Source organism: Streptomyces sp. NPDC054786, assembly GCF_053611685.1.
On record NZ_JBSHAW010000020.1, the window covers coordinates 21253 to 44597 of the forward strand.

The window sequence follows — 23345 nt, forward strand, 5'->3', positions numbered from 1 at the left end:
ACTTCCCATGAAGGCACTCGTGTTGGCCGGCGGGCTGGGCAGCCGGCTGCGCCCGTTCAGTCATTCCATGCCCAAGCAGCTGATCCCGATCGCCAACCGCCCGGTGCTCGTCCATGTGATGGAGGATCTGCGCGCCCTCGGCGTCACCCGGATCGGCCTGGTCGTCGGGGACCGCGGCAACGAGATCGTGGCCGCGCTCGGCGACGGCACCGGCCTCGGCGTCGAGCTCACCTACATCCGGCAGCACGCACCGCTCGGCCTGGCGCACTGCATCACCATCGCCCAAGACTTCCTCGGCGACGACGACTTCGTGATGTATCTGGGCGACAACATGCTCACCGACGGCGTGGCCGACATCGCCCGGCAGTTCCGGGCCGACCGGCCCGCCGCCCAGGTCGTGGTGCACAAGGTGCCCGACCCCAGGGCCTTCGGGGTCGCCGAGATCGACGAGAACGGCCGGGTGGTGCGGCTCGTGGAGAAGCCGGCAGAGCCGCGCAGCGACCTCGCGATGACCGGCGTCTACTTCTTCACCCCGGCCGTGCACGAGGCGGTCGCCGCGATCGAGCCGAGCGCCCGCGGCGAGCTGGAGATCACCGACGCGCTGCAGTGGATGGTGTCCCACGGCGCGGAGGTGCGGGCGCGGATCTACTCCGGCTTCTGGAAGGACACCGGCAAGATCGAGGACGTCCTGGACTGCAACCGCGAACTCCTCGACCGGCTCGCGCCGTCGGTGCTCGGCGCCGTGGACGGCACCAGCGAGGTGACCGGCCCGGTGGTGATCGAGGAGGGCGCCCGCGTCGTCCGCTCACGCCTCACCGGCCCGGTCATCATCGGCGCCGGCACCGTCGTGGAGGACAGCCACATCGGCCCACACACCTCCATCGGCCGGGACTGTGTGCTGACCGCGGCGGAGGTGGAGTACTCCATCATGCTGGACGGGGCGACGGTCCGGCGCGTGGGCGGGGTCCGCGGTTCGGTCATCGGCCGGGACGCGACGGTGACTTCGGCCGTCCGCACCCGCTGCTCCCGCCTCGTCGTCGGCGACCACTCCAGCGTCGAGGTCGCCGCCTGACAGCGCGGAGAGAGGGGAGCGTTTCCCGACGGGGTCCGGCCCGCCGCGGACGGGCTCAGGGGCCGCACGGGGGTCTGCCGGGCGCCGGCCGGGGACGCTCACCTCCCCGGCACCCCCTCGGCGAGGGCCGAACCGCCCTGCCGCGCCACGCCGACGGCAGCCGTCGCCCCCCACGCGCCTCAGCGCACGAGGGAACGCGCGAGGCGGAATCCGACGTCATCGATCCGGAAGGTCGGGTGGCTGCGGCGGCGCACCGAGGCCCGGCAGCTCCAGCGCTCGTCGAACCACCCACCGCCACGCAGCACCCGGTACGTGCCGTAGACCTCGGCATCGTAGAGGTCCCAGCACCACTCCCAGACGTTGCCCAGCATGTCGTGCAGGCCCCACGCGTTGGGCTGCTTGCCGCCCACGTCGTGCATCCGCTCGTGCGCGTTGCCGCGGTGCCAGGCGATCTCGTCGAGCTCCCCGTACCGCGCCCCCGCCGTACCGGCACGGCATGCGTGCTCCCACTCGGCCTCGGTCGGCAGCCGGTACCCGTCGGCGGACGTGTCCCACTCGACGGCTTCGACGTCCTCGGCGCCGGCCTGCAGACGATACGCGGGCGCCAACCCCTCTTCTCGGGACAGGGCGTTGCAGAACCGCACCGCGTCCCACCACGAAACGCCCTCGACGGGCAGCCGGTCGCCCTGCGCGGTGCTCGGCCGCCGGCCGGTGATCTGCGCGTACCGCGCCTGGGTGAGGGGGAACGCCGCGAGCCGGTAGGGCGCGAGCTCGACCGGCCAACTGCGCTGTGTGCGCCGGTCCGACAGCGTCACCCGCCCCGGAGGGACGGCCATCATCTCGTTGTCCTCGCTCGCGTCCATGAGCAGGCGATCCTACCAACGGCCGTCCGCGGCGGAGCGAACAGCTCCGGCGCCGCTCGCGCCGCACCCGGCCCGTCCGTGCCGCGTACCCGGCCCGGCGCCCCACGGCGGACCACCACGGAGGTTCGAGCCGTTCTCCATCCCCGCTCCACCCCGCCACCCGACCGTGACCGCTCCGAGCCGCCGACCGAGAGCGGCGTGAGTCAGGGACGGAGGGACCATGGCCGAGCAGCGTTTCCAGCTCTACGACACCACCCTGCGCGACGGAACGCAGCAGGAGGGCATGGTGCTCACGGTCGAGGACAAACTCGCCGTCGCGCGCCATCTGGACGCCTTCGGCGTCGGGTTCATCGAGGGGGGATGGCCGGGAGCGGTCCCCAAGGACACCGAGTTCTTCCGCCGCGCGGAACAGGAACTGGACCTGCATCACGCGCAGTTGGCCGCCTTCGGCGCGACCCGCAAGGCGGGCGCGATGGTGTCCAACGACCCGCAGGTGCGCGCACTGCTCGCCGCCGGTACTCCGGTGGTGACCATCGTCGCCAAGAGCCACCCGCGCCATGTCGAGCTGGCCCTGCGCACCACGCTCGCCGAGAACCTCGCCATGATCGGCAGCACCGTGCGCTTCCTCGTGCGCGCCGGCCGGCGGGTCTTCGTCGACGCCGAGCACTACTTCGACGGCTACCGCCTCAACCGCGAATACGCCCTGGAGGTGGTGCGGATCGCCGCCGACGCCGGCGCGGAGGCGGTGGTGCTGTGCGACACCAACGGCGGGGGACTGCCGGACCGGATCGGCGCGGTGGTCGACGACACCCGGGTGGTGACCGGTGTCCGCCTCGGCATCCACTGCCACGACGACTCCGGCTGCGCGGTCGCCAACACCCTCGCGGCCGTCGACGCCGGCGCCGACCACGTCCAGGGCACCGCCCACGGATACGGCGAACGCTGCGGCAACGCCAACCTGTTCACCGTCACGGCCAACCTTCTGCTCCAGCGCGGCCTGGAGGCGGTCTCCCTCGACCAGCTGCGGGAGATGACCCTCTCCGCCGGATCCATCGCCGAACTGACCGGCATCCCGGTACGCGCCGCCGCCCCGTACGTCGGCGCGGGCGCCTTCACCCACAAGGCCGGGCTGCACGCCTCCGCCTTGCGCGTCGACCCCGGCCTCTACCAGCACATCGACCCGGCGCTGGTCGGCAACGCGATGCACACCCTCGTCTCCGACATGGGAGGCCGCTCCTCCGTGGAGCTCAAGGCCCGCGAACTGGGCTACGACGTCGCGGCCGGCTCCGAGCCGGTCGCCCGCGCCGCCGCCCGCATCAAGGACCTGGAGATGCGCGGCTACAGCTTCGAGTCCGCCGACGCCTCGTTCGAACTGCTGCTGCGCGAGGAGCTGCAAGGGGCCGTCGCCGGACCGCTGGAGTGCCCCTTCGATGTCGAGACCTGGCGGGTCGGCGTGGACCGGCGGCCCGGTGGCGGCACCCGCACCCAGGCCTCCGTGCGGCTGCGGGTCGACGGGGTGCCGCTGAGCGCCGCCGGCGGGGGCAACGGACCGGTCAACGCCCTGGACCGCGCGCTGCACACCGCACTCGACCCGTTCTTCCCCGAGCTCGCCGCGCTGGAGGTCGTCGACTACCAGGTGCGGGTGCTGCCGGGCAGCGCCGGACCGGGCGGCGGCAGCGGCGCGGCCGCCCGGGTGCTGATCACCTTCAGCGACGGGCAGCGCCGCTGGGGCACCGTCGGCGTGGACGAGAACACCGTCGCCGCGTCCTGGCGGGCCCTGCTCGACGCGGTCCGCTATGTCCTGCTGTCCGGGGCGCGCACCGGCGGTGCACGCTACCGGGCGCTGCCGACCGCCGCCGTGGCCGACTGACCCCGCCGGCGCGCCGCCGGGCACCCGGCCGCGCCGGCCGCGAACCACACTCCAGGAGTGGCTGTGCGAGTGGACGACATCTTCATCCGGGGGACCGCGACCAGGCTGCCCTCCTCCTTACCGATTGCCGACGCCGTCGCCGACGGAAGCTGCCCGCCCCAAGTGGCCCGGGCGACCGGCATGCTGGCGGTGGCCCACTCACCGGACGAGTCGGCTGCCGAGATGGGCGCGGCGGCCGCCCGCGCGGCCCTCGCCAGGGCCGCATCCGCCCCGGGCGACATCGCGCTGATCCTGCACGCCGACACCTACCACCAGGGCCAGGACCTGTGGCCGGTCGCCTCGTACATCCAGCGGGAGGCCGTCGGCAACACCTGCCCGGCCATCGAGATCCGGCAGATGTCCAACGGCGGGATGGCCGCCCTCGACCTGGCCACCGCCTACCTCACCGCGGCCGCCGGCCGCCGGGACGCCCTGCTCAGCGCCGCCGACCGGTTCTGTGCGCCCGGCATCGACCGCTGGCGTACGGACCCCGGCACTCCCTACGCCGACGGGGCGAGTGCCCTGGTGCTCTCCCGGCAGAGCGGCTTCGCCCGGCTGCGGTCGCTGGCGCTGCTCGCCGACCCCGAGCTGGAGCCGATGCACCGCGGCGACGAACCCTTCGGCCCGGCCCCCTTCAGCCACCGCACCCCGGTCGACTTCGAGGAGGCCAAGCGCGCCTTCGTCGGCCGGGTCGGGATGTCCTTCGCGATCAGCCGCGCCAACGCCGGCCAGCGCACCGTCGTCAAAAAGGCCCTGGCGGATGCGGACCTGGAGCTGGCCGAGGCGGAGTGGGTGGTACTGCCGCACTTCGGCCGCCGCCGGCTGGAAGCCATCTACTACCGGCCGTACGGCATCGACCCCGCCCGCACCACCTGGGAGTGGAGCCGCACCGTCGGCCACCTCGGCGCCGGCGACCAGTTCGCCGGCCTGGACCACCTCGTCACCTCGGGCCGGGCCGCGCCCGGCGACCGGGTCGTGCTCATCGGAGTCGGCGCGGGCTACAGCTGGGGCGCCGCCGTGGTCGAGATCTGCGAACGCCCCGCCTGGGCGGAGGCGTAGGCCGTGTGCGCTCGCGCGTCGCGATCCCTGCCCTCCGCCGGGCGCGCCGCCGGTCCGGGGACCGGCCGACCCGCGCTCCAGCTCCGCTCAAGTCCCCCCTGCCAGTCTGATGCCGCCGCCTGCGCGGCGCGTAATGAAGGGAAGGTCCGCCGTGGCGCCGACCGCTACCACCACCGGCACAACCCATGTCACCGAGCACACCGTCACGGTCGCCGCCTCGCCCGGCACCGTCTACGCCCTGGTCGCCGACGTCACCGCCTGGCCGCAGGTCTTCGGGCCGACCGTGCATGTCGAGGTGCTGGAGGAGGCCCGCGGCGAACAGCTGCTGCACCTCTGGGCGTTCGCCAACGGCGAGGTACGCAACTGGACCTCCCGCCGCACCCTCGACCCCGCCACGCACACCATCACCTTCCGCCAGGTCGTCTCCGCCGCTCCGGTGGCGTCGATGGGCGGCACCTGGCAGATACAGGCCGATGACGACGGCGGCTGCCGGGTGGTGCTGCTGCACGACTACCGGGCCGCCGACGACGACCCGGCCGCCGTGGCCCTCATCGAGCAGGCGGTCGACCGCAACAGCCGCGCCGAACTGGAGGCGCTGAAGAACGCCGCCGAACTCGCCGGCCGGCGCCACGAGACCACCTTCACCTTCAGCGACTCGGTGGACATCGACGGCGCCGCCGCCGATGTCTTCGCCTTCCTCGACCGCGCCGACCGGTGGCCCGAGCGGCTGCCGCACGTGGCGCGGCTGCAGCTGACCGAGGACGAACCTGGCCTGCAGCACCTGGACATGGACACCCGCAGCCCGGACGGCTCCATCCACAACACCACGTCCGTGCGGGTCTGCTTCGCCGACCGCGCCGAGATCGTCTACAAGCAGCTGCGGGTCCCCGTCGCGATGGCCGGCCACACCGGCCGCTGGGAAATCACGCCACGCGGGCCGCACCGCACGGGAGTTACCGCCACCTCCTGGCACACTGTCACCCTCGATCCCGAGGGGGTGCGCCAGACGCTCGGGCCCGAGGCGACGCTCGAAGAGGCCCGCACCCTGGTGCGCAAGGCGCTGGGGACCAACAGCTCGACCACGTTGCGCCATGCCAAGCAGTTCGCGGAGGAAGCACATGCCCGGACGTGACCTCGACGGGCCCGTCACCGTCATCAACCGGTTCAGCGTCAAGGGCGACACCGGAAAGTTTGAGCGGGAGTTCCACGAGCACTCCCAATTCCTGCGCCGGCAGCAGGGGTTCGACTTCCTGGTGACGGTCAGACTCGTCGAACAGCCCCATATGTACGTGCACTTGGGCCACTGGCGCAGCCTGCGGGACTTTCTGGACGTCGTCCACGACGACACCTTCCTGGACCGGGTGCGGCGCCTCGGCGCGCTGGTGGAGACCGAGGCCGACCAGGCCGTCAGTGTGGGGCGGCTGCTCCACCACGACGCCGCCGTCGGCGACGCGGATGTCGTCCTCACCCACGCCAGGGTCCGCGGCTCCGGTGCCGAGTTCGAGCGCCGCTTCGGCGAGCTGACGGACCGCTGGTCCCAGCTCGACGGGTTCGGCGGCAGCGACCTGCTGCGCTCCACCCTCAGCCCCATGGCCTACCTCGGGCTGTCATGGTGGCGCAACGGCGACGCCTGTGTCTCCGCACTGCGCGACCCGCAGGCCGAGGACCGGCTGCGGGGCGTCTCCGAGATCGCCGACGTCAGCACGGAACGGACCGTGCACCTGGCCTACCAGCGCGTCATCCGCTGACACCGCCCGAACGCGCACCGCAGGAGCCGAGGACCCACCGGTCCTCGGCTCCGGCCGTTTCCGCCCGGGACCGCCGCCGTATAGCGATCTTGGCGGGCGGACGCGAGTTCCCTTCGAGTGCCCCGGCGCATCCTGCGCACATGGCCAACGACATACGGTTCACCGTGGTCCGGGGGAGACCGGACGAGGCCGAACTGGCCGCCGTCACCACCGTGTTGCTCGCCGTGCTGCGGGCCGGTGAAGCCGCCGGTCCCGAAACCGGTGAGCCGCTGCCGCCGCGCGCCGGATGGGGCCGCGCGCACGTCCCGCGCCGCGCACCCGTCGGCTGGTCCACGCCATGACCCCGCGGTCGCCGCGCGCACCGCACCACCGGCACCCGTACCCCGCCGGACGGGCCGCGCCCGACGACCGCAACGCACCGCCGCAGGGGCCGACCGGGCCCGTACACCACGACATGTGAGGGGGAGGCGTTGAACGGCAACCACAACTTCACCCAACTCGTCCGCTCCAGGGCCGCCCAGACGCCCGACCGGGAAGCGCTGATCGTGCTGCCCGAATACGAGGGCCGGGCGCAGCCCGAAGTGGTGACCTACCGGGCGCTGGACGAGGGCGCCCGGCGCCTGGCCGGCTGGCTGCAGGACCACGGGGCCGCCGGCGAACGCGTGCTGATCGTGCACAGCGACCGCAGGCTGTTCGCCATCAGCTTCCTGGCCTGCCTCTACGCCGGTGCCCTCGCCGTCCCGGTGCCGCCGCCCGACGGCCGCGGCCACCTCGAAGCCCGCCTCGCCGGCATCGTCAAGGACGCCGCCCCCACCCTCGCACTGGCCGACGGGGCCGGTGCCCCGGACGTCTCCCGGCTGCTCGCCCGGCACGGCCACGGCCATATCCCCTGCCTCGCCGCCGACGTCGTCCCCGCCTCCCGGGCCTGGCAGGAACCGGACCTGCCGGGTGACACGGTCGCCTTCCTCCAGTACACCTCCGGCTCCACCCGCGAACCCCGCGGCGTGGTGGTCACCCACGACAACCTCCTCGCCAACCAGCGGGCGATCAGCCGGGTGCTGCACACTCTGCCCGGCGCCCGCCTCGGCGGCTGGCTGCCCTTCCACCACGACATGGGCCTGATCGGCCAGTTGCTGCACCCGCTGTGGCTCGGCGGCAGCAGCGTGCTGCTCTCACCCGAGGCGTTCGTCCGGCGCCCGGTGCGCTGGCTGGAGGCGATCGGGCAGCACCACGTCACCGTCAGCGGCGCACCGGACTTCGCCTACGACCTGTGCGCCCGGCGCGTCACCGACGAGCAGCTCGCCACCCTGGACCTGTCCGGATGGGAGATGGCGGTCAGCGGCGGCGAGCCGGTGCGCCCCGCCACGCTCCACGCCTTCGCCGAACGGTTCGCCCCGGCCGGCCTGCGCCGCGAGGTCCTCACCCCCTGCTACGGGCTCGCCGAGGCGACCCTGCTGGCGTCCGGCGCCCCGGCCGGCACCGAGCGCCGCGAGCTGACCGCCGACGCCGCCGCCCTGGAGACCCACGAGCTGCGGGCCCCCACCGAGGGCGCACCGCGGCGGCTGCTCACCGACTGCGGCGAGCCCGCCGACGGTGAACTGCTGATCGTCGACCCCGCCACCCGGGAGCCGCTCCCCGACGGCCGCATCGGTGAGATCTGGCTGCGCGGCGCCAGCGTCGCCCGCGGCTACTGGCGCCGCCCAGCCGAGACCGCCGCGGCCTTCAACGGCACCACCGCGGCCGGCCACGGCGGCCATCTGCGCACCGGCGACCTCGGCACCCGCGAGGACGGCCGGCTGTATGTGACCGGCCGGCTCAAGGACATGATCGTGGTGGCCGGCCGCAACCTGTATCCGCAGGACCTGGAGACCACCGTCCAGCGCCTCAGCGCCCTGTTCGGCGCCTGCACCGCCTTCGTCGTCCCCGGCGAACGCGAACGCGTCGTCGTCGTACAGGAGCTGCGGGCCGGCAGCCGTTACGACATCGACCTCGCCGCGCTCGCCTCCGCGGTCGGTGCCGCGCTCACCGAGGAGTACGACGTGCGGGCCGGGGCGGTGCTGCTGGTGCGGCCCGGTACGGTCCGTCGCACCACCAGCGGCAAGGTCGAACGCGCCGCGATGCGCAGGCTGTTCCTCCAGGGCGAGCTACGGCCGCTGCACCAGCAGATCGAGTCCGACGTCGAGCAGCTGCTGCCGGTCGGGAGCGCGCGATGAGCGGCCCGGCGCAGGACCGCATCGACCGCCTGGAGTCCGCGTTCGGCCCGCTGGACGACCCCGCAAACCCCTGCGGTCAGGACGCGCTGCTCGCCGCCGACTCGGCAGGCGAGGCGCTGCCCGCGGCCGAAGCGGTGCTGGACTCCTACGCCTTCGACGCCGAGTTCGTGCCCGAGCACCACGGCGGGCGGCTGGCGCGCATGGATGTCCTGGGCCGGGTGCTGCGCCCGGTCTTCCGCCGCGACGCCTCCCTGGGCTTCGGCTACGGGCTGAACTGCTTCTTCGCGGCCGTCCCGGTGTGGACCGGAGGGCACGAGGGCCAGTGTGCGCTGGCCGCCCGGCTGCTGCTCGACGGCCGACGGATCGCGGTCGCCCGGCACGAGGTCGCCCACGGCAACGCCTTCGTCCGCGAGGAGTTCGCGGCCGAGCCCGTCGAGGAAGGGTTCCTGCTCAACGGCAGCAAATCCGTCATCGCCAACGCCGCCCGTTCCGCGGGCCTGGTGGTGTTCGCCCGCACCGGCGAGGCCAGGGGCCGCACCCACTCCGTGCTGCTGCTCGACCGCGAACGGCTGCCCGCCGGACGGGTCCAGAACCTGGGCCGCCGCGCCACCAACGGCATGCGCAGCACCGACTTCAGCGGACTGAGCATCACCGACTGCGTCGTCCCGCACGATTCCCTGGTCGGCTCCCTCGGCGACGGCTATGAGCTGAGCCTGCGCTCCTCCCTCGTCATCCGGGGGCTGATCCCGTCCATCGTGCTGTCCGGCGCCGACACCGCGCTGCGCACCGTCGCCCGGTTCGCCACCCGGCGCCGCGCCGACGGCCGTTCCTCGCTCGACGTACGGCACGTACGGGACGTGCTGACCGGCGCGTTCCTCGATCTGCTGCTCAGCGACTGCCTGGCCGCGGTCGCCACCCGGGCGCTGCACCTGGTGCCCCGTCAGATGAGCGCCTACGCCGCCGCTGCCGCCTACCAGGCCCCCAAGCTGCTCGCCGAGTCCATGGACGAGATGTCGGCGGTGCTGGGCAAGGCGACCTTCGCCGAGGCGGGCGCGTACGCCATGTTCCAAAAGCAGCTGCGGGATCTGCCGGTCACCTCGCTCGGGCACGCCGGCAGCGCCGGCCGGCAGGTCAGCCTGCTGCCGCAGCTGCCGTACTTCGCCCGCAACGCCTGGTTCGCCGACCCCGAGGCTCCGGCCGCGCTGTTCCGTATCCACGACGGGCTGCCGCCGCTGGATCTGTCGCAGCCGGCGCTGCTGGGCGACGGCGATCCGCTCGCCGCGACCCTGGTCGCCTGCACCGACCAGCTGGAGGGCGAAGCGGCCGCGTCCCGGGACGGCACCCTGCGGTTCCTCGCCCGTGCCTTCACCACCGAACTCGCCGATCTGCGCAAGGCGTTCACCGATATCGCCCCCGACGACCGCAAGGCGCTGGCCAGCCCGCACGCGTTCGGCCTCGCCGACCGCTACTCCCTCGTACTGACCGCGGCCGCCTGTCTGGGGGTGTGGCGGGAACAGCGCGCCGGCTCCGACGACTTCCTCGCCGACCCGTCCTGGGCGACCGCCGCGCTCTACCGCCTGGGCCGCCGCCTGGGCCTGCCGCTGCCCGACCGCCCGGCCGCGGACGAGGAACGCGTGCTGGCCGAGGTGCTGGCCAGACTCCACGGCCGCCGCAGTTACGACCTGTACGGATCCGCGCTGGCCTGACCACCCGCGCCCCGTCCCCGTACCGACGTACCCGACCTGCCCAGGAGGAGCCCGCCATGCACAGCACGCCGCCGTCCACCCCGCCGAACGAACCGGACTACGAGGGCTGGCTCACCGCACGTCTGCGGCACTATCTCGGCCGGCCCGTCGCGGCCGACGTCGCCTTCGTGGAGTACGGGCTGGACTCGGTGGCCGCGCTGAGCCTCTACGGGGACATCGAGGAGGAGTTCGGGCCGCTGATCGACCCGACCGACATCTGGGACTACCCCACCGTGCGGGAGCTCACCCGCTACCTCCAGCTCCGCGACATCCGGCCCTGCGGCGGCCGGCGGATCCGCGCCGCCTTCGTCTTCACCGGCCAGGGCTGCCAGCACCCGGGCATGACCGCCGGCCTGTACATGCACTCCACCGGCTACCGCGGCTACCTGGACGAGGCCGCCGATGTCCTGCGGCCCTACACCGGCCTGTCCGTCGTCGACCTGATCCTCAGCGGCGACCGCCGGATCCACCGGACCGCCTACACCCAGCCCGCGCTGTTCGCCGTGCAGTACGCCCTCGCCCGCACCCTGGAGGAGGCCGGGGTGCGGCCGGTGGCGGTGCTCGGGCACGGCATCGGCGAGTACGCCGCGGCCACCGTCGCCGGGGCGCTGCCGCTCGCCGACGCCGCCAAACTGGTCGCCCTGCGCGGCGCGTTCATGCAGTACCTGCCGTCCTCGGACGGCGGCATGATGGCCACCTGCGCCGCGCCCTACGAAGCGACCGAGGCGATAGCCGGTGAGCCGGGCGTCGTCATCGGCGCGATCAACGCCGCGCGGGCGACCGTGCTCTCCGGTGACCTGGCCGGCCTCGAACGGGTCCGGGGCCGGCTGGAGGAACGGGGCATCCGCTGCAGCATGCTGGAGGTGTCGCACTCCTTCCAGTCGCCGCTGATGGAGCCGATGCTGCCGCGCTTCGAGGCGGTCGCCCGCCGGCTGCCCGGCGGCGCCCCGCGGCTGCCCTACTACTCCACGGTCCACGGCAGGCTCACCACCCAGCCGCTCTACGCGCCGTACTGGAGCCGGCAGATCACCGCCCCGGTCCGGTTCGCCGACGCGGCACGGCAGCTGCTCGACCAGGAAACCCCCAGCCATGTCGTGGAGATCGGCCCGCGGGTGGTGCTCACCCCGTTCGTACGCCGGATGGGCGGTTCGGCCGGTCCCGTCTGCCTCGGGGTGTGCCGCGGCCCGGAGAGCAACGCCGTCGACCTGGCCGGTGTGCTGTCCGCGCTGGACGCCGGACCGCTGTCCGACCCGCTGGTACGGGCCTGAGATGGCACCGGTGTCCCCCGCTGCCGGGCCCCCGCTCCGCCGCCCCCGGGCCGTCGCCGGACCGCAGGGTCCATGGCACACGGTCCATGACGATCTCTCCGCCACCGGTGTCGTCCTCGTCTACGGACGGCTGGAGCAGTGGCTGCCGCACATCCAGGACGTGGCCCTGGTGCGGCCCGTGCTCGGCCGTGACTGGCACCGCTACCAGACCCTGACCCATCCCCGGGCCAAGGAACGGTTCCTGGCCTCGCGACTGCTGCTGCGCTACGCCGCGGCGGTGGCCATCGAGACGGCGCCGGACCTGGTGGACCTGGCCTACCAGCCCGGCGGCCGGCCGTTCGTGCGCGGCTGCGACCAGATCGACATCAGCCTCAGCCACACCGAGGAGGTGATGGTGGTGGGCATCACCAGCCGCGGACGGGTGGGCGTGGACGTCGAGCTGGCGGTGCGCCGGATGGCCGGCACCGGCTCCGAGGCGCAGGGCTGCACCCCCTACGAACGGCAGTGGCTGGACGCCGTCGACGACCGCGACCGCAATGACACGCTGGTGCGGCTGTGGACGCTGAAGGAGGCGTACAGCAAGGCGCTCGGGCAGGGACTGCGGTTCCGTTTCACCGAGTTCGGCTTCGCGCTGGACGGCACCTGGGCCCGGCTGGTCGGGCCCGACGGGCGGGACGCGGGCGCCGACGACTGGGTCTTCGCCACCTTCGCCGTCGACGGCAAATACGTCGTCAGCGCCGCCGTGCAGGACGCCGGGTTCGGCGGCGGCACCGACCTGTCGGTACAGACGGCACTGGACGCCGGGCTGCTGGACGCCCTGCTGGACACGACCGGCTGACCTCACCGGCCGTGCCCCCCGTCGCCGGGACACCGTCTTACGGGATCCAGCCGGCCTCCTCCGCGATCCGGACCGCGTCGATCCGGTTGCGGGCGTTGAGCTTGGTGACGATCGCGGTGAGGTAGTTGCGGACGGTGCCCTGCGACAGGAACAGACAGCCGGCGATCTCCGCGGCGTCCGCGCCGCGCGCGGCCAGCCGCAGCACCTCCAGCTCCCGCGGCGAGAGCGGGTTCTCGGGGGAGTCCCAGGCGGCCAGGGCCAGTTGGGGGTCGATCACACGCCGCCCTGCCGCCACGCTCCGCACCGCCTGGGCGAGCTGGTCGGGCGGCGCGTCCTTGAGCAGGAAGCCGGTCACCTGGGAGGCCAGCGCACGGCGCAGGGTCCCCGGACGGCCGAGGCTGGTCAGGATCAGCGTGCGGCAGTCCGGGAGGCGCTGGTGCAGTTCCGCTGCGGCGGTCAGCCCGTCGATGCCCGGCAGATCGATGTCGACGACGGCGACATCGGGCCGGCTGGCGAGCGCGGCTTCCACGATCTTGTCGCCGCGGTCCACGGAAGCGATCACCTGCAGGTCCGGTTCCAGTTCCAGAAGGGCGATGAGCGCACCGCGGATCATGTGCACATCCTCGGCGAGCAGGATCTTGACGGCGAGCATGGCAGGTCTCCCCCGGCGGGCAGGTGCCCGGCACGGAGCCGGGCAGGTATCGATCAGGCCGCGGGTCTCGCGGCCATCCGGTCTTGCGTCGTGCGCGCGGCGATCGGCCGCGTCGGCGCTTCGGCAACCATCCGGAAGCACCCGTCGTGCGTCCGTTCCGCCTCCAGCCGGCCGCCCACCGCGCCGAGCCGGGCCTTGAGGTTGCCGATTCCGCTGCCGCTGTGGGGGGAGAGCGTGGGCAGATCGTCGGGCACACCGTCGTTGGTCAGGGTCAGCGTCACTCTCTCGTCCTCCGTGACGGCGCTGATGTGGCAGGTCTCGACCTTGCTGTGGCGGAGGATGTTGGTGACACCCTCGCGCAGTGCGGTCGCGAGCACGGTGTCTATGACCGGATGCAGATGTCCGCAGGCGATCTCGACCTCCGCCTGCACGTCCGCCGAGGCCAGGATCGCCGCGGCGGAATCCGCCTCCGCGGCGAGCGACATGTCACGGTACCCACTGGCCACCGTGCGCACATCCGACAGCGCCTGACGGGAGATGTCCAGCAACGAGGCGACCTCGTCACGCGCCAGCTCCGGCCGGCCGGGCACCAGCCGGTAGATCAGCTCGCTCTTCAGCGTGATCGCGGAGAGGCTGTAGCCCAGCAGGTCGTGCAGGTCCCGCGAGAAGCGCAGCCGCTCCTGCGAGACGGCCAGCCGGGCGAGTTCGGCACGCGAGCGGTGCACCTCCTGGACGAGGTCGGTCAGCCGGGACAGCCCGTAGATCACCAGACCCGTGAAGAGCGTCGACAGCACCAGATACGACGTCTCCAGCCAGCTGAGCGACACCACCAGCTGGAAGGAGGCGGGCACGGCGACGGTCGCCGCGAACGGGATCCAGGCGCGCGGGAACGGCACCAGCAGGAGAATCGATCCGGCCAGCGGACCGGTCATGCTGACCCAGGTGCGGTGGAAGATCAGGACGGGTGCGTAGGTGAAGACCGCCTGCGTCAGCAGCATCAGCACCCGCGTCCGCGTCGTCCAGCGCTGCGCCCGTGACGAGGAGTGCAGGAACTGCAGGAAGAACACGGCCAGCACGACGGCCACCGACGCGGCCAAGGTCGGCATATTGGCGCTGTACTCAAGGGAGTTGAGCGAGACCACGATCGACAGGCACAGCAGCACCACGATGGTGATGGTCCGGGCGAGCCGCGGCGCGGGCAGATCGCGGTCCGGCAGCCCTGCGGGCCACCGCGAACGCTGCGATAACGGCTCCGCGCCGGCATCGGACGGAACGCCGGTGACACCCATGTATGCCCCCCCGTGCCTTGGCTGCGCGGCTCTCGGACGTGACAGCATAGTATGGCCAAACCTGGGCCCAACCGCCCCGCGGAGCGGGTTTTGCGGAGGTGGGCGGGGCCTCTGGCATATGGCTCACGGGCTGCCTGGACGTACCCCTCTACACGTCAACACGTCAACACGTCTACACGTCTACACGAAGAGCGGGACGGGGTTCAGGTCCTCGTAGCGGGTGGGGCGCGCCAACCGCCCCTCGGCCACCGGTACGTCGAAGAGCCTGCCGGGGGCGAACCGCGCCCAGAAGTGCCGCAGCCCCGGCACCAGCACCGCCACTACCGGAATCCCCACGTCCGGCCGGGTCTGATCCAGTACCAGCAACTCCAGCCCCCGTTCGGCGACCAGCCGCTCCGCCGCCTCGATGTCGTCGCGCAGATCGGCGCGCGGCCGGTAGCCGTAACTCCCCGGTGTGCGCGCGCTCTGCCCGCCGTCGGGCAGCAGGTACGGCTGCCCGCCCACCGTCGCCCCGGTCCACCACGCGAGCAGATCACGGTCCCGGGTGAGGTACCCCGTGCCGTCCTCGCGGGCGCCCAGCACCGGCGGCAGCAGCTGGTTCATCTCGGTCAGGGCGCGGCGCAGCGCCAGCCGCGGGTCGAAGTGCGCCCCGAATCCGAAGGTGATGTCCTGCGCGGCCTTGTCCCGCCGCCGGGAGACGGCCGCCACGACCGGAATGCCGAAGTCCGAGGTGAGGTCCAGCGCCCACACCTCGCGGTGCAGATCCCGCTCGTAGGCCGTGCGCAGCCCGGCGATCCACGGCTCGTCGAAGGCGTCGAGGTCCAGCGCGGCCTGCCGGGTCCGGTTGTACCACCACTGCGCGACCGCGTCCCGCTCCACCAGCTCCAGGAAGCCCTGCACGATGGCGTCCTCCAGGCTGCTGCCGGCCGCGTTGCCGTTGGAGTCGGCCGGTACGGCGGGCGGGGTGCCGTCCGGGCCCGGCCCGAAGTACAACAGCGAGGTGGGCAGCAGCCGTTGACGGCGATGGGTCAGTGACCACACCGGGGTCCAGTCGGTGGGAGCGGAGGCGTCGAAGGGCGCGGCGACCCGCTGGAGCGGTGAGGCGGTCGCGTTCCACCTCGCGCGGTCACGGAACTGCCGTGCCGCCCACAGCTGGCAGCGATTGGGGTGCAGTGCGTCGCCGCCCAGCGCCCGCAGCGAGTCACGGATCACCGGCTCATCGCCCTGACGCGTCCCCGAGTAGCGCTCCACGGCCTCACACAGCGCACTGACCTGCGCCTCGACCGCGGTCACGCCCTTGCCGCCGCTGAGGCTGCGCAGTCCGCCGCGCAGCCAGCCCAGCCCGCCGCCGAGCGCCACGTTGTGCCCCGAGGTGTAACAGTGCAGCGCGGCAGGGGCGTTGTCCGCGCGCCGGATCTCACTGACGACACCGGTCACCGGCCCCACCAGATGGCCGTGGCGCGCCAGCATCTGCTCTGGGGGCAGCGCCCGGTGGTTGCCACCGCCGTGCGCGGCCTTGGCGCGCGAGCGGGGCACCACGGGCCGGTCCACCGTCCGCGCCACCAGCCCCGGGTCCCCGCAGCCGGGGCACTGGGGTCTTCGCTGCACGGTGTGCTGCCGGGTGTGCAGCGTCAGGGTGTCCAGCGCACAGATCGCGTCATGGCTCTCCCGCCGCACCCCGCCCAGCCAGGTCGCCGCCAGCAGCACGGCCAGCTGCAGGCCCATGGCACGGCCCGCGGCCAGCGAGGCCTCGGGAGCCGCCACCGGGCGGTCCGCCCCCAGGGCGCGCTGCACCGCCAGTTCGGCCCGCCGGTGGCCGCGCAGCCGGTCGGCCAGACAGTGCCAGCAGGCGCCCTCTTCCGGCCGGAACACCGGTCCGGCCCACGGCTCCGCGCCGCAGGGGCGCACCGGCAGCCAGGGCCGGCCCTGCGCACGGTGCCAGGTGTCGACCGCCGCCAGGTCCGGGGCGAGGTAGTCGTCGCAGAGCACCAGGGAGAGATCCGCTGCGCCCGCCGACGGGCCGCCGCCGGGGCCGGGCCCGACGACCGTGAGTCCGGAGTCGGCGCATGCGGTGCGCAGCCCGTCGGCCGCACCCCGGCCCACGGTCAGGATCTCGACCGTCGGCCGGACGCGCGGCGGGACGGACCGCAGTCCGGAGACCTCCGCCAGGTCCCAGAACGCCGCGGCCGCACCGTCGGACGGCGCACCGGGCGCCGAGCGGTAGCCGATGAGCCCGGCCGTCGCCAGCTCGGCCACCACCGCGCCGGCCTGCACCGCGGGCAGCTCGCGCGCCGCCTCCGTCAGCAGTTTCGACAGCGTCCGGGTCCCGTCGAGCAGCGGCGCGACGACCTCGGCGGGCCGGCCGAACAGCGCGGTGACACCCTGCCCGGACAGCAGATAGGTGGCCTCGTCGGGCACCACCTCGGCACGCAGATGGCGGCGGAAGCCGACCAGGGGCTCCGTGGTCTCCACGGCGTCAGACGGCGTACGGGATACCGGTCAGCAGCGTGGTGGCCGTGGCGTCCGGCCGTCCGAGATCCTCGATGACGAGCGACGGCGCGGTGTAGACGGGCTCCGCGCCCAGCAGCCCGAACTCGGCGAACACGGCCGCCGGGTCACTGGTGTACCGGTGCTTGAGGTCGGGCTCCAGGCCCGCCCGGGCGACGAGTTCGGCGAAGCGGCAGAGGTCGGCGGCGGTGTCGGTCGCGGTGTGGTCAGACATGGTCCGGTGCGTCGCGGGCATGTGACTGTTCCCTCCGTTGTCGGACGGTCCGTCGGGGTTGGCCTGAAGTGCTCGGCACGACGACCCGGCGTCCGGTGAGGCAGTATTCTGCGGGCGCCGGAGGCACAGGCCCCAGTGCCTGGTTCACCACATCGGCATGACATTTTCATGATTGTGTTCATGAGTGGCTCACTGGGCTCGTGCGCTCCCCGGTGCGAACCTCGCTTGAAGCTCGAGATGAACCGCGGCCCGGTGGCCGGCGGTTGTGACTCACGAGGGGAGAGCACTCATGGAAATCAAGGTTCTGGGCCCGCTGACCGCCCACGAACACGGTGTCTCGCTGGTGCCGAGCGCCGCCAAACCGCGGCAGATACTCGCGTTGCTCGCCCTGCAGGGCGACCATGTGGTGACCGTACCGACCCTGATGGAAGAGATCTGGGGGCAGAACGTGCCGCGCAGCGCGGCCACCACCCTGCAGACCTACATCCTCCAGCTGCGCCGCAAGATCGCGGTGGCCCTGGACGGCGACCCCGTGCGCAACGCCAAGGAAGTCCTGGTCACCCAGCACGGCGGCTACCTCCTCCAGGTCCAGCCCGGCCAGGTCGACGTCCAGGAGTTCGAGCAGCTCGCCCTGTCGGGGCGCGGCGCCTACGACGCCCACGACTACGCCGCCGCCTCCGCCCTGCTGGGCAAGGCCCTGGCCATCTGGCAGGGGCCCGCGCTGGTCGATGTGCCCGTGGGCGGGGTGCTGGAACTGGAGGTGCTCCGGCTGGAGGAGGACCGGATGGCCTGCCTGGAGCGCCGGATCGACGCCGACCTCAAACTCGGCCGGCACACCGAGGTGGTGCCCGAACTCTGCTTCCTCGCCGCCCGGCACCCCATGCACGAGAACTTCTGCGCCCAGTTGATGACGGCACTGCACTGCTCGGGCAGCTCCTGGCGTGCGCTGGAGGCGTACCAGCGGCTGCGCGAGGCGCTCGTCGGGGAGCTCGGCATCGAGCCGTCGGCCCGGCTCCAGCAGCTCCAACACGCGGTCCTGTCAGGGGACTTGCCCCTCGGCCAGCGTCTGACCGCCACCGGCTGACGGAGCCCGCCGGCCGCCGTCGGCCGGACCGGGCCGCGCCCGCCAGCCGCGCCGCCGTGCGCTCTCCAGCGGGGTTCGAGTCGGCGTTCCTACGTTCGGCCGATGACGATCCTTCAGGAAACCGCGACCCCGCCGCTCACCCCGCCGCGCCCCGATCTGAGCCGGGCCACCGACGAGCTGCACCGCCTCAAGGAGGAGGTCGGCCGCGGCCCCGACGCCGCCGCCACCCGCCGGCAGCACGCCAAGGGCAAGCTGACCGCTCACGAGCGGCTGGAAATCCTCTTCGACGACGGCACCTTCACCGAGCTCGAACCGCTGCGCCGGCACCGGGCCACCGGCTTCGGGCTGGAGTCCCGCAAACCGCACGGCGACGGCGTGATCATCGGCTGGGGCCTGGTGCACGGCCGCACCGTTTTTGCCTACGCCCACGACTTCCGGGTGTTCGCCGGGGCGCTGGGCGAGGCGCATGCGACGAAGGTGCACAAGGTCATGGACCTCGCGGAGGCGTCCGGTGCCCCGCTGGTCTCGCTCAACGACGGCGCCGGCGCCCGCATCCAGGAAGGCGTCACCGCACTCGCCGGCTACGGCGGGATCTTCCGCCGCAACGTCCGTGCGTCCGGGGTGATCCCGCAGATCTCCGTGATGCTCGGCCCGTGTGCCGGCGGCGCGGCCTACTCCCCGGCACTGACCGACTTCGTGTTCATGGTGCGCGAGACCGCCCAGATGTTCATCACCGGCCCGGACGTCGTCCAGGCCGTCACCGGGGAGAAGATCACCCACAACGGCCTGGGCGGCGCCGATGTGCACGCCGAGACCTCCGGCGTCGCCCACTTCGTCTTCGACGACGAAGCCGCCTGCCTGGAAGAGGTGCGCTGGCTGCTGTCGCTGCTGCCGCGCAACAACCGTGAACTCGCCGCGCCCGTACGGGGCGAGGACCCGGCGGACCGGCGCACCGACGCCCTCACCGGCCTGGTCCCCGCCGACCCCGGACGGGCCTACGACATGCGCGCGGTGATCGAGGAGATCGTCGACGACGGCGAGTACCTGGAGGTGCACGAGGGCTGGGCCCGCAATGTGGTGTGCGCCCTGGCCCGGATCGACGGGCAGACCGTCGCAGTGATCGCCAACCAGCCGAACGTCCTGGCCGGTGTGCTGGACATTCACGCCTCGGAGAAGGCCGCCCGCTTCGTCACCACCTGCGACGCCTTCAACATCCCGCTGGTGACGCTGGTGGACGTGCCCGGCTTCCTGCCGGGCGTCGACCAGGAGCACGGCGGCATCATCCGGCACGGCGCCAAGCTGCTGCACGCCTACTGCAACGCCACCGTGCCCCGTATCTCCCTCGTGCTGCGCAAGGCCTACGGCGGCGCGTACATCGTCATGGACTCCCGCTCCATCGGCGCCGACCTGTCCTTCGCCTGGCCCACCAACGAGATCGCGGTGATGGGCGCCGAGGGCGCGGCCAATGTCGTCTTCCGCCGCGAGATCGCCGCCTCCCCCGATCCGGACGCGACCCGCGAGCGGCTGGTCAAGGAGTACAAGTCCGAGCTGATGCACCCCTATTACGCGGCCGAACGCGGCCTCGTCGACGACGTCATCGACCCCGGCGACACCCGGCGGGTGCTGACCCGGTCCCTGGCCATGCTCCGCGAGAAGAAGGCCGAACTGCCCGACCGCAAGCACGGCATCGTCCCGACGTGAGACCGCGGGCACCTCGCTGACCAGCGCCTACGGCAGCCCCGTCGGCAGATCCACGCACATACGAGCGGGTATCGAGGCGAGGGCCGAACCATGGCGGAGCCGGCAGCGGGGGAAGCGCCACCAGCGGCCACCGAAGCTGTCCGCCGCGGCGGCGGGGCGCGGGGGAACACCCCCGCCCGGCCCCGGCCGCCGGGCTCATCGAGGAGCGGACCGACCGAAGGGAACACCGTGGCCCGCAACGTTCCGTCAGGCCCGTACCCGCAGGGGTACCCGGCCCCGTCGAAGGCGAGGTAGCGGCGATGCGCAGAGTCGCCATCACAGGACTCGGGGCCGTGGCGCCCGGGGGAGTGGGCATCAAGAACTACTGGGACCTGCTGACCGCCGGCCGGTCGGCGACCCGCACGATCTCCTTCTACGACGCCTCCCCGTTCCGCTCGCGGGTCGCCGCCGAGTGCGACTTCGACCCCGCGGCGGCCGGGCTGACGCCGCAGGAGATCCGCCGGCTGGACCGCGCCGCGCAGTTCGCGGTCGTCTCCACCCGCGAGGCGCTCGCCGACAGCGGCCTGGAGGCGGCCGGCGTCGACCCGGGCCGGATCGGCACCTCTCTGGGCAGCGCGGTCGGCTGTACCACCAGCCTGGAGCGCGAGTACGTCGTCGTCAGCAACGGCGGACGCAGCTGGCAGGTCGATCACACCTATGCGGTCCCCGAGCTCTACCGGCACTTCGTGCCCAGCTCGATGGCCGCCGAGGTCGGCATGGCGGCGGGCGCCGAGGGCCCCGCGGCCGTCGTCTCCACCGGCTGCACCTCCGGCCTCGACTCCCTGGGCCACGCCGTCGAGCTGATCCGCGAGGGCACCTGTGACGTCATGATCGCCGGCGCCACCGAGGCCCCCATCTCCCCGATCACCTCGGCCTGTTTCGACGCCATCCACGCCACCACCCCGCGCAACGACACCCCGGAGAGCGCCTGCCGCCCCTTCGACCGCACCCGCAGCGGACTGGTCCTGGGCGAGGGGGCCGCCGTCCTCGTCCTGGAGGAGCTGACGAGCGCACAGGCCCGCGGCGCGCACATCTACGCGGAGATCGCCGGGTTCGCCGCGCGCTGCAACGCGTACCACATGACCGGGCTCAAGCCGGACGGCCGCGAGATGGCCCAGGCCATCGACGCCGCCCTGGCCGAGGCGCGGATCGACCCCACTGCCATCGACTACATCAACGCCCATGGCTCCGGCACCAAGATGAACGACCGGCACGAGACGGGCGCCTTCAAGCGCAGCCTCGGCGCGCATGCCTACCGCACGCCGGTCAGCTCCATCAAGTCCATGATCGGGCACTCGCTCGGCGCGATCGGCTCGCTGGAGATCGCCGCCTGTGCGCTGGCCATGGAGCACTCGGTGCTGCCGCCCACCGCCAACCTGCACGAGCCCGACCCCGAACTCGACCTGGACTACATCCCGCTCACCGCCCGCGAGAAGAAGACCGACACCGTCCTCAGCGTCGGCAGCGGATTCGGCGGCTTCCAGAGCGCGATGGTGCTGGCCCGTCCGGAGAGGAGCGCCGTATGACCGCCACGACCGTGGTGACCGGCATCGGCATCACCGCACCCAACGGCCTGGGCACCGAGGACTACTGGAAGGCCACCCTGGACGGCCGCTCCGGTATCGGCCCGGTCACCCGCTTCGACGCCTCGCAGTACCCCGCGACGCTGGCCGGCGAGGTCCCCGGCTTCGTCGCCGAGGAGCACATCCCCAGCCGGCTGATGCCGCAGACCGACCACATGACCCGCCTCGCACTGACCGCCGCCGACTGGGCCATCGACGACGCGGGGGTCGACGCGGCGGCCCTGCCCGAATACGGCATGGGCGTGGTCACCGCCGCCTCGGGCGGCGCCGTCGAGTTCGGCCAGCGTGAACTGCAGAACCTGTGGAGCAAGGGCAAGGAGTACGTCAGCGCCTACCAGTCGTTCGCCTGGTTCTACGCCGTCAACACCGGCCAGATCTCCATCCGGCACAAGATGCGCGGCCCCAGCGGGGTGCTGCTGACCGAACAGGCCGGCGGGATCGACTCCCTCGGCCACGCACGCCGCCACATCCGCAAGGGCATCCCGCTGGTCGTCGCCGGCGGTGTCGACGCGGCCCTCTGCCCCTGGGGCTGGGTGCCGCAGCTCGCCTCCGGGCGGATGAGCACCGTCGGCGACCCGGCCCGCGCCTACCTGCCGTTCTCGCCGGACGCCTGCGGATACGTGGCCGGTGAGGGTGGCGCGATCCTCGTCACCGAGGACGCCGGCAGTGCCCGCGACCGCGGCGCCCGGCAGATCTACGGCGAACTCGCCGGGTACGCCGCCACGCTCGACCCGGCCCCCGGCTCCTCGCGTCCGCCCGGCCTGGGACGGGCCGCGCGCCACGCGCTGGCCGACGCGGGCCTCACGCCCGCCGACATCGATGTGGTCTTCGCCGACGCCGCGGGCGTACCGGAACTGGACCGGGTGGAGACCGAGGTGATCGCCGCCCTCTTCGGCCCGCGCGCCGTGCCCGTCACCGCCCCCAAGACCATGACCGGTCGTCTGCTCGCCGGCGGCGCGGCCCTGGACGCCGCGACCGCCCTGCTCGCCCTCCGCGACGGCGTCATTCCCCCCACCGTCAACGTGGCCGCCCCGGCCACGGACTTCCCCCTCGATCTGGTCACCGGCTCACCGAGGGAGCAGGACCTGCGCGCCGCGCTGGTGCTGGCCCGCGGCCACGGTGGCTTCAACGCGGCCCTCGTCGTACGACGGCATGCCGCGACGACGGACCCGGCATCCGGCCGGAACGACTGAGAGGACACGCCATGCCCATCACCACCACCCACGTCACCCTCACCGACCTCACCCGGATGCTGCGTGAGAGCGCGGGCGAGGAGGAGGGCGTCGACCTGGACGGCGACGTCATCGACACGCCCTTCATCGAGCTCGGCTACGACTCCCTCGCCCTGCTGCAGGTGATCGGCGAGATCCAGCGGGAGTACGGCGTGGAGATCCCGGACGACGCGGTCGTCGACGCCGAGACCCCGCGCGCCCTGCTCGACCTCATCAACGCCGGCACCGCGTCGGCCGCATGATCTGGCGTCGAAGGCGGCCACCCCGGTTCCCCCGGCCGGACGGGCCGCCTTCGGCGCCGCTCCACGAGGAGTGAGGCTGCCTGGTG

The 23345-nt window shown here is 73.0% G+C and carries 20 protein-coding genes; 15 read left to right on the top strand and 5 right to left on the bottom strand.

Annotated elements, in window-relative coordinates; all coding sequences use genetic code 11:
* Positions 1–7 precede the first annotated feature (7 nt).
* Entirely contained in the window at positions 8–1072 is a 1065-nt protein-coding gene (locus ACWGI6_RS18195; RefSeq protein ID WP_453268434.1) for a glucose-1-phosphate thymidylyltransferase, read from the top strand.
* Positions 1073–1251: 179 nt separating this feature from the next.
* On the opposite strand, the gene ACWGI6_RS18200 is transcribed toward ACWGI6_RS18195, so the two are convergent.
* Complete coding sequence (locus tag ACWGI6_RS18200; protein WP_453268435.1) at positions 1252–1935, bottom strand: formylglycine-generating enzyme family protein; 684 nt, start codon at positions 1933–1935, stop codon at positions 1252–1254.
* A gap of 220 nt (positions 1936–2155) precedes the next feature.
* Here ACWGI6_RS18200 and cimA point away from each other — a divergent pair, with 220 nt between their 5' ends.
* The 9 genes from cimA (at position 2156) to ACWGI6_RS18245 (ending at position 12715) form a co-directional block, all read left to right on the top strand.
* Positions 2156–3805, top strand: a complete 1650-nt coding sequence (gene cimA, locus ACWGI6_RS18205) for a citramalate synthase (RefSeq protein WP_453268436.1) — start codon at positions 2156–2158, stop codon at positions 3803–3805.
* A gap of 63 nt (positions 3806–3868) precedes the next feature.
* Entirely contained in the window at positions 3869–4903 is a 1035-nt protein-coding gene (locus tag ACWGI6_RS18210) for a ketoacyl-ACP synthase III family protein (RefSeq protein WP_453268531.1), read from the top strand.
* A 151-nt stretch (positions 4904–5054) separates the two neighbouring features.
* Positions 5055–6035, top strand: coding sequence for an aromatase/cyclase (locus ACWGI6_RS18215; protein WP_453268437.1), 981 nt, complete (start codon positions 5055–5057; stop codon positions 6033–6035).
* Positions 6022–6651 carry an antibiotic biosynthesis monooxygenase family protein gene (locus ACWGI6_RS18220; protein WP_393910170.1) on the top strand — a complete coding sequence of 210 codons (630 nt, stop codon included), beginning with the start codon at positions 6022–6024 and terminating at the stop codon, positions 6649–6651. The genes ACWGI6_RS18215 and ACWGI6_RS18220 overlap by 14 nt, the downstream gene beginning before the upstream one ends.
* A gap of 140 nt (positions 6652–6791) precedes the next feature.
* The gene (locus ACWGI6_RS18225; protein WP_453268438.1) at positions 6792–6992 is read left to right on the top strand and encodes an acyl-CoA carboxylase subunit epsilon; all 201 of its coding nucleotides are present in this window, start codon (positions 6792–6794) and stop codon (positions 6990–6992) included.
* A gap of 129 nt (positions 6993–7121) precedes the next feature.
* Complete coding sequence (locus ACWGI6_RS18230; protein ID WP_453268439.1) at positions 7122–8864, top strand: fatty acyl-AMP ligase; 1743 nt, start codon at positions 7122–7124, stop codon at positions 8862–8864.
* The gene (locus tag ACWGI6_RS18235; RefSeq protein ID WP_453268440.1) at positions 8861–10570 is read left to right on the top strand and encodes an acyl-CoA dehydrogenase family protein; all 1710 of its coding nucleotides are present in this window, start codon (positions 8861–8863) and stop codon (positions 10568–10570) included. The genes ACWGI6_RS18230 and ACWGI6_RS18235 overlap by 4 nt, the downstream gene beginning before the upstream one ends.
* Positions 10571–10626: 56 nt before the next feature.
* Complete coding sequence (locus ACWGI6_RS18240) at positions 10627–11877, top strand: acyltransferase domain-containing protein (protein WP_453268441.1); 1251 nt, start codon at positions 10627–10629, stop codon at positions 11875–11877.
* Position 11878: 1 nt separating this feature from the next.
* Entirely contained in the window at positions 11879–12715 is an 837-nt protein-coding gene (locus ACWGI6_RS18245; RefSeq protein ID WP_453268442.1) for a 4'-phosphopantetheinyl transferase family protein, read from the top strand.
* Positions 12716–12752: 37 nt separating this feature from the next.
* On the opposite strand, the gene ACWGI6_RS18250 is transcribed toward ACWGI6_RS18245, so the two are convergent.
* The 4 genes from ACWGI6_RS18250 to ACWGI6_RS18265 all read right to left on the bottom strand — a co-directional run bounded on the left by ACWGI6_RS18250 (position 12753) and on the right by ACWGI6_RS18265 (position 17378).
* Positions 12753–13367: a response regulator transcription factor gene (locus ACWGI6_RS18250; RefSeq protein WP_453268443.1), complete on the bottom strand. Its 615-nt coding sequence runs from the start codon at positions 13365–13367 to the stop codon at positions 12753–12755.
* Positions 13368–13420: 53 nt separating this feature from the next.
* Positions 13421–14656, bottom strand: a complete 1236-nt coding sequence (locus tag ACWGI6_RS18255; RefSeq protein ID WP_453268444.1) for a sensor histidine kinase — start codon at positions 14654–14656, stop codon at positions 13421–13423.
* A 180-nt stretch (positions 14657–14836) separates the two neighbouring features.
* Positions 14837–17128 (bottom strand): TOMM precursor leader peptide-binding protein, encoded by a 2292-nt coding sequence (locus ACWGI6_RS18260; protein WP_453268445.1) that lies wholly within the window; start codon positions 17126–17128, stop codon positions 14837–14839.
* A gap of 4 nt (positions 17129–17132) precedes the next feature.
* Positions 17133–17378: a hypothetical protein gene (locus tag ACWGI6_RS18265; protein ID WP_453268446.1), complete on the bottom strand. Its 246-nt coding sequence runs from the start codon at positions 17376–17378 to the stop codon at positions 17133–17135.
* 289 nt (positions 17379–17667) lie between these two features.
* On the opposite strand from ACWGI6_RS18265, the gene ACWGI6_RS18270 reads away from it, so the two are divergent.
* From ACWGI6_RS18270 to ACWGI6_RS18290, 5 genes are all read left to right on the top strand, one after another.
* Positions 17668–18462: an AfsR/SARP family transcriptional regulator gene (locus ACWGI6_RS18270; protein ID WP_393910180.1), complete on the top strand. Its 795-nt coding sequence runs from the start codon at positions 17668–17670 to the stop codon at positions 18460–18462.
* A gap of 102 nt (positions 18463–18564) precedes the next feature.
* Positions 18565–20163, top strand: a complete 1599-nt coding sequence (locus ACWGI6_RS18275; protein WP_453268447.1) for an acyl-CoA carboxylase subunit beta — start codon at positions 18565–18567, stop codon at positions 20161–20163.
* Positions 20164–20462: 299 nt separating this feature from the next.
* Positions 20463–21728, top strand: a complete 1266-nt coding sequence (locus ACWGI6_RS18280) for a beta-ketoacyl-[acyl-carrier-protein] synthase family protein (RefSeq protein ID WP_453268448.1) — start codon at positions 20463–20465, stop codon at positions 21726–21728.
* The gene (locus tag ACWGI6_RS18285) at positions 21725–22978 is read left to right on the top strand and encodes a ketosynthase chain-length factor (RefSeq protein ID WP_453268449.1); all 1254 of its coding nucleotides are present in this window, start codon (positions 21725–21727) and stop codon (positions 22976–22978) included. Before ACWGI6_RS18280 ends, ACWGI6_RS18285 begins: the two co-directional genes overlap by 4 nt.
* An 11-nt stretch (positions 22979–22989) precedes the next feature.
* Positions 22990–23259, top strand: a complete 270-nt coding sequence (locus ACWGI6_RS18290) for an acyl carrier protein (protein WP_159473865.1) — start codon at positions 22990–22992, stop codon at positions 23257–23259.
* The last annotated feature ends 86 nt before the right edge of the window (positions 23260–23345 follow it).